This is a genomic window from Xanthomonas fragariae (genome assembly GCF_017603965.1).
Lineage (GTDB): Bacteria > Pseudomonadota > Gammaproteobacteria > Xanthomonadales > Xanthomonadaceae > Xanthomonas > Xanthomonas fragariae_A.
The window spans coordinates 897,896-909,743 of sequence record NZ_CP071955.1; the positions used below are offsets into that span (position 1 = coordinate 897,896).

Annotated in this window: 9 protein-coding genes; 7 read left to right on the forward strand and 2 right to left on the reverse strand. The window is 62.3% G+C overall.

The window, feature by feature from the left end:
- Window positions 1-26 precede the first annotated feature (26 nt).
- The 7 genes from rpoZ (at window position 27) to J5I97_RS04260 (ending at window position 8,291) form a co-directional block, all read left to right on the forward strand.
- On the forward strand, window positions 27-326 hold the full coding sequence (gene rpoZ / locus J5I97_RS04230) for a DNA-directed RNA polymerase subunit omega (RefSeq protein ID WP_002812428.1): 300 nt from the start codon (window positions 27-29) through the stop codon (window positions 324-326).
- A gap of 127 nt (window positions 327-453) precedes the next feature.
- Window positions 454-2,625 (forward strand): RelA/SpoT family protein, encoded by a 2,172-nt coding sequence (locus J5I97_RS04235; RefSeq protein WP_208589289.1) that lies wholly within the window; start codon window positions 454-456, stop codon window positions 2,623-2,625.
- Window positions 2,626-2,849: 224 nt separating this feature from the next.
- Window positions 2,850-3,230, forward strand: a complete 381-nt coding sequence (locus tag J5I97_RS04240; protein ID WP_208589290.1) for a RidA family protein — start codon at window positions 2,850-2,852, stop codon at window positions 3,228-3,230.
- Window positions 3,231-3,260: 30 nt separating this feature from the next.
- Window positions 3,261-5,405 carry an ATP-dependent DNA helicase RecG gene (gene recG / locus J5I97_RS04245; protein ID WP_208589291.1) on the forward strand — a complete coding sequence of 715 codons (2,145 nt, stop codon included), beginning with the start codon at window positions 3,261-3,263 and terminating at the stop codon, window positions 5,403-5,405.
- Window positions 5,406-5,524: 119 nt separating this feature from the next.
- The gene (locus J5I97_RS04250) at window positions 5,525-6,463 is read left to right on the forward strand and encodes a nucleoside hydrolase (RefSeq protein ID WP_208589292.1); all 939 of its coding nucleotides are present in this window, start codon (window positions 5,525-5,527) and stop codon (window positions 6,461-6,463) included.
- Window positions 6,464-6,534: 71 nt separating this feature from the next.
- Window positions 6,535-6,777, forward strand: a complete 243-nt coding sequence (locus tag J5I97_RS04255) for a type B 50S ribosomal protein L31 (RefSeq protein WP_002812414.1) — start codon at window positions 6,535-6,537, stop codon at window positions 6,775-6,777.
- 224 nt (window positions 6,778-7,001) lie between these two features.
- A complete protein-coding gene (locus J5I97_RS04260; protein ID WP_208589297.1) occupies window positions 7,002-8,291 on the forward strand; it encodes a citrate synthase in 1,290 nt (429 codons plus the stop codon).
- An 83-nt stretch (window positions 8,292-8,374) separates the two neighbouring features.
- Here the strand turns inward: J5I97_RS04260 and J5I97_RS04265 are convergent, their stop codons facing one another.
- Window positions 8,375-9,025, reverse strand: coding sequence for a hypothetical protein (locus J5I97_RS04265; RefSeq protein WP_208589298.1), 651 nt, complete (start codon window positions 9,023-9,025; stop codon window positions 8,375-8,377).
- Between the two features lie 194 nt (window positions 9,026-9,219).
- Window positions 9,220-11,742: a penicillin-binding protein 1A gene (locus J5I97_RS04270; protein WP_208591547.1), complete on the reverse strand. Its 2,523-nt coding sequence runs from the start codon at window positions 11,740-11,742 to the stop codon at window positions 9,220-9,222.
- Window positions 11,743-11,848 lie beyond the last annotated feature (106 nt).

Here is an 11,848-nt window from a genome sequence, read left to right on the forward strand (position 1 = left end):
GCCGTTGCCGGTCGCCGGGAGCCCGCATGGCCCGCATTACCGTAGAAGATTGCCTGGAAGTCGTGAATAACCGTTTCGAGCTGGTCATGATGGCCTCCAAGCGTGCCCGTCAGCTCGCCAACGGCGTGCAGCCGCTGATCGAGAACGCGGACGCCAGCGACAAGCCCACCGTGATGGCACTGCGCGAAATCGCCGCACGCCGTATCGACAACGCGCTGATCGATGAAGTCGAGAAGGCCGAGCGCGAGCGTGCTGAGCGCGAAGCTCTGGAATGGGCCGCTGCCGAAGTGGTTGCCGACGAAGACATGTCCAAGAACGACGATTGATTGTTCGCATCACTTCGATCGATCAGAACAGCCCGCCCAATGCGGGCTGTTTGCGTTTGAGGCCTCATCCGTGCTGTATGGCGCGCAAACGTTTGCCGTGACTGCGTTGCTGGAATAGTCTTCCGCCATGAACCCAGGCCCCACTGCCCAGGCGACCGTCGTGACGTCTCCGTCTTCCGACCAGGCCATCCCCGACTACGTCCTGCACCTCGAACGCGCGGCCAGCTACCTCCCAAAGGAGCAGCTGCCGGTCCTGCGCCGTGCCTGGGAAGTCGGTGCCACTGCGCATGCCGGCCAGACTCGCAAATCTGGCGAGCCCTACATCACTCATCCGGTTGCCGTTGCCTGCGTGCTCGCCGAGCTTGGCCTGGACATGGAATCGCTGATTGCCGCGATCCTGCACGACACCATCGAAGACACCCCGCTGACGCGCGAAGAGCTGGCGTCGGAGTTCGGCGAAGCGGTGGCCGAGTTGGTCGACGGTGTCACCAAGTTGGACAAGCTCAAGTTCCGCGACCGCCAGGAAGCGGCGGCGGAAAGTTTCCGAAAGATGCTGCTGGCGATGTCGCGCGATTTGCGCGTGATCATGATCAAGCTCGCCGACCGTTTGCATAACATGCGCACGCTGGGCGCGCAGAGCAGCGAAGCACGCAGCCGCATCGCACGCGAAACTCTGGAAATCTACGCGCCCATCGCGCAGCGCCTGGGTATGAGCCTGATCAAGTCCGAGCTGCAGAATCTGGGCTTTTGCGCGCTGTATCCGTGGCGTCACGCCATTATCGAAAAACATATTCGCAGCCAGCCGGTGGTGCGTCGCGAATCGATGGCGCAGGTGGAGGTGCAGTTGTCGCAACGACTGGCCAAGGAAGGGCTGGAGCATCGGCTGGTCAGCCGCATCAAGACGCCCTGGAGCATCTATTCCAAGATGCACGAAGAGAACAAATCATTCGACCAGGTGATGGATGTGTTCGGCTTCCGTCTGGTGGTGCGCTCGGTGGCCGATTGCTATCACGCGCTAGGCGCGGTGCATGCGAGCTTCAAGCCGCTGGATGGGCGTTTTCGCGATTTCATCGCCATTCCCAAGGCTAATGGTTACCAGTCATTGCACACCGTGTTGTTCGGCCCTTACGGATCGCCGATCGAAGTGCAGATCCGCACCGAAGAAATGGACCTGATCGCCGAGCGCGGTGTGGCAGCGCACTGGACCTACAAGGTCGGCTCGGCGTCGCCGAATAGCGCGCAGAGCCGCGCGCACGACTGGATCGTGGAGCTGATCGATTCGCAGCGCGCCGCCGGCTCATCGCTGGAGTTTCTGGACAACGTCAAGGTCGATCTGTTCCCGGACGAGGTCTATCTTTTCACGCCCAAGGGCAAGATTCTGGCGTTGCCGCGCAATTCCACCACGCTGGATTTCGCCTATGCAGTGCACACCGACGTGGGCAATCGCGCGGTCGCCTCGCGCGTGGACAAAAAGCTAGTGCCGCTGCGCACCAAGCTGGTCAGTGGCCAGGCGGTGGAGATCATCACCGCGCGTTCGGCCACGCCCAAGCCGCAGTGGCTGGAATTTGTGGTCAGCAGCAAGGCGCGTACCGCGATCCGCCACCAGCTCAAGCAACTCGAACACGAAGATGCCGTGCAGCTTGGCCATCGCATGCTCGATCGCGCGCTGGAAGCGATGGACAGCTCGCTGGAGCGGTTGCCTAAGGGGCGGCTGGATGCCTTCCTCAACGAGCATCGCTACCCGCGTCTTGAAGCCTTGCTGGCCGATGTGGCGCTCGGCAACTGGATGCCCAACCAGGCGGCGCAGGCGCTGATGGCTTACGCCGAATTGCGCGGCGCAGGCCAGTCCAAGCATTCGCACGAAAAAATCCTGATCGACGGTAGCGAGCGTGGCGTGATCAGCTTCGCCAACTGTTGTCAGCCGATTCCCGGCGACGAAATCATGGGGTATCACACTGCTGGCAAGGGCATCGTGGTGCACCGTCTGGACTGCCCGAACCTGGCCGAGCTGCGCAAATCGCCCGAGCGCTGGGTGCCGATCGATTGGGATTCCGGCGTCACCGGCGATTACGACACCGCGCTGGTGGTGGAAGTGGAAAACCGCACCGGCGTGCTGGCCCAACTTGCCGCAGCGATTGCGCAGAGCCAGTCCAATATCGAGCGTGTGGATTACCTGGATCGTGATTTCAATGCGGCGGTGCTGCGCTTCAATATCCAGGTACGCGATCGTCGCCATCTTGCCGAAGTGATGCGCCGGTTGCGGCGTCTGCATGTGGTGCAGAGCGTCGGGCGGCAGTAGCGTGCGGTACGCTCGTCAGGGTGGGCGCCCCCAAGGACAATCGGCAGTTTCGCGTGCGGCATCCGCGTTGGCGCGATTGCGACCGCCACCGCGTGCGATGGCGGGATTTCGGCTCGTTGCAGGTTGAACGCCTGCTGCGCCATCGTGCGCTGCCTCGCAGAACAGTCGAGCAAATCCGCACAAACGCCTAAACTGCTGTGCACATCATTTGTAGTGGAGTTTCCATGTCCCAGATCATCCATACCGACCGGGCGCCCGCCGCCATTGGCCCGTACTCGCAGGCCGTGCGTGCCGGCAACACGGTGTATTTCTCCGGGCAGATCCCCTTGGATCCGGCCACCGGCGAGATTGTGCCCGGTGACATCGGCGCGCAGGCAGGCCGCGCATTCGACAACCTCAAGGCAGTGGCCGAAGCGGCCGGCGGCTCGCTAGACAAGATCGTGCGCCTGGGCCTATATCTGACCGACCTCGGCCAGTTCGCTGCGGTCAACGCGGTGATGCAGGAGTATTTCCAGGCCCCGTTCCCCGCACGTTCGACCATCGAAGTCTCTGGTCTGCCCAAGGGCGTCGGGTTCGAAGTCGATGCGGTGATGGTGCTCGACTGATCCAGTTCGACTGATCCGACTCGGTCTACCGTGCCGCGCGCGCATACCGTTACACCGAGCCTGGCCGTTGCAGGCCAGGCGTCGCTTTCCAGCTTGCCCGGTGTCGGCCCGAAAGTGGCCGAGAAATTCACTGCGCGCGGCATTCTCACGGTGCAGGACTTGTGGCTGCATCTGCCGCTGCGCTACGAAGACCGTACGCGTTTGACCACGATCGCGCAGCTGCAGGGCGGTGTGCCGGCGCAGATCGAAGGGCGTGTGGATGCGGTCGAACGCGGTTTCCGTTATCGGCCGATGCTGCGCGTGGCGGTGTCGGATGATTCGCAGTGCACCGTGGTGCTGCGCTTTTTCCATTTTCGCGCCGCGCAAGTGGCGCAATTCGCACCGGGCACGCGGCTGCGTGTATTCGGCACGCCAAAACCCGGTCAATACGGCTGGGAGATCGTGCATCCCAGTTACCGTGTGCTCGCACCTGGCGAGGATGCCGGGCTAGGCGATAGTCTGGACCCTGTGTATCCGGTGCTGGAAGGTGTCGGCCCGGCCACGCTGCGCAAACTCATCGGCCAAGCGTTGGAGCGGCTGCCGCCCGAAGCAGCGCTGGAACTGCTGCCGCCGCACTGGCTGCAGGACGAGCAGCTACCTTCGTTGCGCGAGGCGTTGTTGACCGTGCATCGCCCACCGGTGAACACCGACCCTCAGCAATTGCTCGCGGGCGGTCATCCGGCTCAGCAGCGCTTGGCGATTGAAGAACTGCTGGCGCATCAATTGAGTCTGCGCCGGCAACGCATCGCCTTGCAGCGCTTCCATGCGCCGATACTGCCTGGCGATGGCGATTTGGTGCAGCAACTGCGCGCCGCATTGCCGTTCCAGCTCACCGGCGCGCAGCAGCGCGTGTTCGAACAGATCGCACAGGATCTGGCCAAACCATCGCCGATGCTGCGCCTGGTGCAGGGCGATGTCGGCAGCGGCAAGACCGTGATCGCCGCGTTGGCGGCGATGCTTGCTGTGGAGCAGGGCAAGCAGGTTGCACTTGCCGCTCCGACTGAACTGCTGGCCGAGCAGCATCTCAACAATCTGCGCGACTGGCTGGAGCCGTTGGGCGTGCGCATCGTTTGGTTGGCTGGCAAGGTCACCGGTAAGGCGCGTGCTGCTGCGATGGCCGAGGTCTCCTCCGGTCATGCGCAGGTGGTGGTCGGCACGCATGCATTGATGCAGGAGGCGGTGGTCTTCCACGACCTCGCGCTGGCCATCATCGACGAGCAACACCGCTTCGGCGTGCATCAGCGTCTGGCATTGCGCGACAAAGGCGCGGCCGCCGGTAGCGTGCCGCATCAGTTGGTGATGACCGCCACGCCAATTCCGCGCACCTTGGCGATGTCCACCTATGCGGATCTGGATGTCTCGGCCATCGACGAACTGCCGCCCGGCCGCACGCCGGTGCAGACGATTGTCTTGAGCGCAGAACGTCGGCCTGACCTGGTCGAGCGCATCCGCGCCGCCTGCGCCGAAGGGCGCCAGGCGTACTGGGTGTGCACCTTGATCGAAGAAAGCGAAGAGCCCGAGAAGGGCGCACAAAACGGGCCGCCACGCATCGAAGCGCAGGCTGCGGAAGCCACCTTCGAGGCGCTATCCGCGCAACTGCCGGGCGTGCGCGTGGCCTTGGTGCACGGCCGCATGAAGCCGGCCGAAAAGCAGAATGCCATGCTGGATTTCAAGCAAGGCCGCAGCGATCTGCTGGTCGCGACCACGGTGATCGAAGTCGGCGTGGACGTGCCCAACGCCTCGTTGATGATTATCGAAAATGCCGAGCGCTTGGGCCTTGCCCAGTTGCACCAGTTACGCGGCAGGGTCGGGCGCGGCGCGGCGGCATCCAGCTGCGTGTTGCTGTATCAAGCGCCGTTGTCGATGATGGCGAGACAACGCCTGGAAACCATGCGGCAAACCAACGATGGCTTCGTGATTGCGGAAAAGGATCTGGAGCTGCGCGGTCCGGGCGAATTGCTAGGCACCCGGCAGACTGGTTTGGCCAGTTTCCGCATCGCCGATCTCGCCCGTGACGCCGGGCTGCTGCCGTGCGTGCAAATGCTCGCCGAACGTTTGCTGGATGAAGCGCCGGAGATCGCCGACCGTGTCGTGGCGCGTTGGATCGGTAGCGCAGTGCGTTACGCCGCGGCGTAGGTCCGGTTTGGGCATGCTGGATTGGGGATTCGTAAGAGCCAGGCTGCTGCGTGCTGGTGATTCGCTTGGCCGGCCGATCCTTGCGAAGATGCCGCATCGAATCCCGAATCCCGAATCCCATGACCAAACAGATACCGTTGCTGATCGACACCGACCCGGGCGTCGACGACACGCTGGCATTGCTGATGGCCTTCAACGACACCCGTCACGAGGTTGTCGGCCTGACCATCGCAGTCGGCAACGTGGGTCTGGAGCACACCGTGCGCAATGCCTTGAAGGTCTGCGAGATCGTTGGTCGCGACGATGTGCCGGTCTATGCGGGCTGTCCGCAGCCATTGCTGCATCCGTCGGTGGACGCGGCGCATGTGCATGGCATCGATGGCTTCGGCGATGTCGGTCTTGCGCCGGCCAAGCGTACTGCCGACGCAGAGCATGCCGCGCTCGCTATCCTGCGCTTGTCGCACGAACATGCCGGCAAGCTGTTGCTGGTCGCACTCGGCCCGCTGACCAATCTGGCCCTTGCGCTCACCCTGGATCCGACCCTGCCGCAGCGCGTGGCGCGGCTGGTGGTAATGGGCGGGGCGTTGACCGGACACGGCAACATCACCGCAGTGGCCGAATTCAATATCGGCTTCGACCCGGAAGCGGCGCACATCGTGTTCCGCGGTTTCCCGCAGTTCGACGTTGCCGATTGGGAAGCTGCCATCGCTCACGGCCTGCTGCATCGGGATGTGGAGAAGTGGCTGGCGGCGGACTCGGCCTGTGCCCGTTTCTATGAGGAAATTTCGCGCAAGACCCGCTTGTGGTCGGCAGACAGCCGCGGCAAGTATTGGTATGCCGCCGACGCGCTGGCGATGGCCTTCGCGCTGCACCCGGAAGGCGCACACCGCTTGGAGCAGCGCCCGGTCCATATCGAACTGTCCGGCACGCATACCCGCGGCATGACCCTGGTGGATTGGAATCGCCAGGGAGGGGCGCCGGACAACGCCAACCTGCTGCTGGAGTACGACCGTCAGCAGTTCTACGGCCTGGTCGGGGCCGCTTTGGCGGCAGGGTAAGGTGATCTTGCGCGGGCTGTCCGCAGACAGCTATAATTTCCCGCTTACCAAGGCAGCCCGGCGCCAAGTCTATGAAAGATAACGTTCATCCCAGCTACAAAGACGTCGTCTTCCACGACGTGACGTCTGATTTCAAGATTCTGACCCGTTCCACCATGGGCTCGAAAGAGACAGTGAAGTGGGAAGACGGCCAGGAATATCCGCTGATCAAGGTGGAAATTTCCTCTGCATCGCACCCGTTCTATACCGGCAAGCAGAAGGTGATCGACACAGGTGGGCGTATCGACAAGTTCCAGAAGCGCTACGCGCGCTGAACTTGCAGAACGGGCTGTACCGGCAACGGCCGCGCATTGCGCGGCCTTTTTTTGGATGTTACTGAGTCCGTCGTCGCGTTCCTGACGGCTTCGTCTACGACTTCTGTCCAAGCACGGCCAAAATGCTGCTGTGCGATAATAACGTGATCCGGGCGATGTCCTGGACTTCCATCACGCGCCTGCCCGTTCGGGTGCAGGCGCCTTCCACTGAAGGAGCGTACACAGTGTCCGATCTTGATCAGGTCACGCTCAACGCCGGCGACAAGTCGGTTGTTCTGCCGGTTCTCAAGCCCACGCTTGGCAATGATTGCGTTGATATTTCCAAGCTGACCAAAGAAACCGGTCTGTTCACCTATGACTCGGGCTTTACTGCCACCGCCAGTTGCAAGTCGGCCATCACCTACATCGATGGCGACAACGGCGTGCTGTTGTATCGCGGCTACCCGATCGAACAGTTGGCCGAGAAGTCTAGCTTCCTCGAAGTTTCTTATCTGCTGATGAACGGCGAGCTTCCGACGGCGGACGAATTCGAGAAGTTCGACCACGAGGTGACGCATCACACGATGATGCATGAATCGCTAAAGAACTTTCTCGGTGGATTCCGCCATGACGCGCATCCGATGGCCATGCTGGCCGGTTCGGTCGCGTCGTTGTCGGCGTTCTACCACGATACCCTGGACCTCAACGACCCGGAACAGCGCCGTCAGGCAGCCATCCGTCTGATCGCCAAAGTGCCGACCCTGGCTGCTGCTGCGTACCGCTATTCGATCGGCTGGCCGATCCGCTACCCGCGCAACAATCTCAACTACGTCGACCGCTTCCTGCACATGATGTTCGAAGTGCCGAGCGAGCCGCTGGAGATCAATCCGGTCGTCGCCAAGGCGCTGGATCTGCTGTTCATCCTGCATGCCGATCACGAGCAGAACGCCTCGACCTCGACCGTGCGTCTGGTTGGTTCGACCGGTGCGAATCCGTACGCCTCGGTTGCTGCGGGTATCACCGCGCTGTGGGGCCCTGCACACGGTGGCGCCAACGAAGCCGTGCTGAAGATGCTGGAAGAGATCGGCACCGCCGACAACGTCGAATCCGCTGTTGCCAAGGCCAAGGACAAGAACTCCTCGTTCCGTCTGATGGGCTTTGGTCACCGCGTATACAAGAACTTCGATCCGCGCGCCAAGATCATCCGCGAGATGACCCACAAGGTGCTGGGCGAGCTGGGTGTCAACGATCCGTTGCTGGAAGTTGCGCTGAAACTGGAAGAAGCCGCGTTGAAGGACGACTACTTCGTGCAGCGCAAGCTGTACCCGAACGTCGACTTCTACTCGGGTCTGATCTACAAGGCGCTCAACATTCCGGTGGAAATGTTCACCGTGATGTTTGCCATCGCACGCACCGCCGGTTGGGTGTCGCATTGGCTGGAGCAACAGGTCGACCCTGAAATGAAGATCGGCCGTCCGCGCCAGATCTACACCGGCTATGACAAGCGAGATTACAAGCACGCCGGCCAGCGCTAAGCGCTTGTGTGGTTATCTGTTTGAACGAACGCCCCGCATTGCGGGGCGTTTGCTGTTGGGTGGAACTCAGACGCGGCTGTGCATCAGCGCAACTGTTGTAGGGCGTCGTCGCCGTCATCTTCGGCCAATAACTGACGTACCTGTGCGGCCGATGCGCGGGTCATCGGCTTTTCGTCGAGCTGCGATAGCGGGGCCTGACGCAGCGCGTCGTAAGGCAGCACGGTCAGGTCGAAGGTGAGTTCCTCGGCGTCGAACAGCCACACCGGGAAATCACCGTTGCGCTCGCGATCCAGGCGCAATCGGCGCATGCGCGATTCGGCCGGAATGCGATGCTCTTCCAGGAAGCGTTGCACTGCGTCGGCATCGTCGCTATGCAACTGCAACTGCACCGGCGCATTGGCGTCGGCGGTGCCGTCGAGCACCGTGCCGGTGAGTCGCGGCTGGAACGGGCTGAGAAATTCCAGTGCCCACAACGCAGCCTCGCGGCGTTGGCGCAGACGCACGCCATGTGCAGGCCCTGCAAACAGGCGCTGATATTCGCGCAACGCGTCTTCAATCTCGCGATTGCGCGGCAGCGATGCGTCGTCGTGGATGCCAAGCCGGCTGGCGGCCTTGAGCTTGGCGTGATGAAAATCGCGGATGCCACCTTCGGCCATCAAGCGTGCGGCTTCGTGCGCCAACCGATGGCGACGTTCCCGGGTGTGTGTCTCGGCGTGCTCGCGTGCGTGATGCATGACCGGGCTCCCCTCATGAACCTAGATTCGACTCTACAACAGCGGCATGAAGAGTCGGCGAACGCTTCATGCCGTTTCTGAAGGGGCAATCACCCAATGGTGATTGCCAGGTGCTCTCTGCTGCGAGTGTACATGCCGGTACCGCTAAACCGATCGTATCCCCAGATGGGCGACGCCGTCTCCAATCCCAGCACTTAAAAGATATCGAAGGCCTTCTCGTCCTGCTGTTCCTGCAGACCGTAATCGTAGTCCTGCAGGCGATCCAGATCTTCGTTCTTCACCCATTCGACTGCGCCATTGATGGTGGCCTGGGTCATACCTTCAGGCGGGTCGTTGGCTGCGATCGGCATGTCTTTCAACGCCACGCGCATGTAGTCGATCCAGATCGGCAACGCCGCCTTGCCACCGTACTCGCGATAACCGAGCGAGCGGAAATCATCGCGACCCACCCACACCGTGGTGGCGTAGGGTCCACCGAAGCCGGAGAACCAGGCGTCGCGGTGATCGTTGGTCGAACCGGTCTTGCCGCCGACGTCCTCACGCCCCAGCACCTTGGCTGCGGTGCCTGTGCCACGCTGGACGACATCGCGCATCATCGACACCAGCTGATACGCAGTGCGCGCATCGATGGCGCGCGGTGCGATCCTGGTTTCGGCAATGGCGGCCGGCGCGGTTTGTACAGGCGCTGGTGCTGCATCGGCTGCGGGTGCTGGCAGTGCGGCAGGTGCCTGAGCGCCGAAGTTGAAGCCGTCCACGACCTGGCTCACCGGTGCGGCGGTGCCGCCTTGCAACGCGCAGGTGCGGCAGGCCACGGCCGGCACTTCCTTGAAGATGACGTTGCCGTCGCGGTCTTTGACCTCATCGACGATCCAGGTCTCCACTCGCGAGCCGCCGTTGGCAAACACTGCATAGCCCCGCGCAACAGATAGTGGCGTCAGCGACGCGGTGCCCAGCGACATCGACAGATTGGGCGGCAATTCTGCTTCCTGGAAACCGAACTGGCTGATGTATTTACGTGCGAAATCGACGCTGATCGCGTCCAACAAGCGCACCGACACCAAGTTGCGCGATTGCACCAGGGCTTCGCGCAAGCGCATCGGGCCACGGAAACCGCCGCCGTCGTTCTGCGGCGACCAGGTCTTGCCGCGACGATCGCGGAATACCACTGGCGCATCCAGCACGATCGAAGCGGGATTGAAGCCCTTCTCGAATGCGGCCGCATATACGAACGGTTTGAAGCTCGACCCCGGCTGACGCCGTGCCTGGGTGGCGCGATTAAACTTGTTGCCGGCAAAACTGAAACCGCCGATCAAAGCCCGCATGGCCCCGCTATTGGCGTCCAGCGACACCAGCGCGGCCTGGCCGAGCGGCAACTGGTCGATGATCCACTCGCCGTCCTTTTCGCCGGCACGGATGCGGGTCAGGTCACCGCGGGTCAGTAGCTTGGCCGGCGTTTTGTTGGTCCAGTGGCTGGCAGTTGCCGGCAAGGTCAGTTCGGTTTTGTCGCTCTGCACCACGGTGACGCCGCCATCGGCATTGGTGTGCGCCACGATCACCGCGCGCAGGCCGCCCTGGGTGAATACGCCCGACAAATGCTTGGCCAATGCCGGCGCGTCGGCATTGGCGGCCACGTCAAAGTGCTGCTCCACGCCGTGCCAGCCATGCCGGTGGTCGTACAGGCGCAGGCCTTCGGCAACCGCCGCGTCGGCACCGCTCTGCAGCGCGGCGTCGATGGTGGTGGTGACATGGTAGCCCTTGTTGAGCACATCGCCGCCGTACTTGGCGATCATCTCCTGACGCACCAGCTCGGCCACGTACGGTGCATACACCTCGACCGGCGGCTCGTGCGGCTTGGCATGCATCGGCACCGCCTTGGCAGCATCTGCTTCGGCTTGACTGACGAAGCCCAGATCGGCCATGCGTTGCAGCACGTAATAGTCGCGACGTTCCTGCGCACGCTCTGGGTTGCTGATCGGATTGCCGCTGGACGGGAATTTGGGAATGCCGGCAAGCGAGGCCATCTCGTCCAGGCTCAACTCACTCATTTTCTTGCCGTAGTAGTACTCGGCGGCAGCGCCCACGCCGTAGGCACGGTTACCGAAGAAGCTCTTGTTGAGATACAGCTCGAAGATCTCGTCCTTGCTCAGTTCACTCTCGATCTTGCGCGCCAACAGGATCTCGGCGAGCTTGCGCGTGTAGCTGTACTCGGAACTCAGGAAGAACTGGCGCGCCACCTGCTGGGTGATGGTCGAACCACCCGGCACGCGCTTGGCGTCGGTGCTGGCCAGCAGCCAGACCGCGCGGGCAATGCCCTTGTAGTCCACGCCCCCGTGCTCGTAGAAGCGCGCGTCCTCGGTCGCCAGGAAGGCCTGCTTGAGTCGCAGTGGCACGTTCTTCATCTGGATGGGGTAGCGCCGGGTCTCGCCATAGACGGCCATCAGGCGACCGTCGCTGGAATAGACGTACATCGGCTCTTGCAGCTCGACCTGCTTGAGCGACTGCACGTCCGGCAACTTCGAGGAAATGGCGTAATACAGGCCACCGGCAGCAATAGCGCCAAGCAGTGAGAGCACTACGATCATGGCCAGGATCCAGCCCAGCCAACGGCGAATACGCGGCATGTAAGAGAGATTCCAATTGCAGATTTCTTGATCACAGAGTATAGATGACGTTGAGTTCGGCTGGGGCCGAACTCTGGGGATCGCAGCAGACAACACTGGGGGCATGGCGCGGGGCGATTGCCTGGCGTGTGCGGGACTTGTCAACTGTTAAGATTCGATTATTAATACGACGGCACAGCCATGCGCCCAAGTGCCCGTCGGC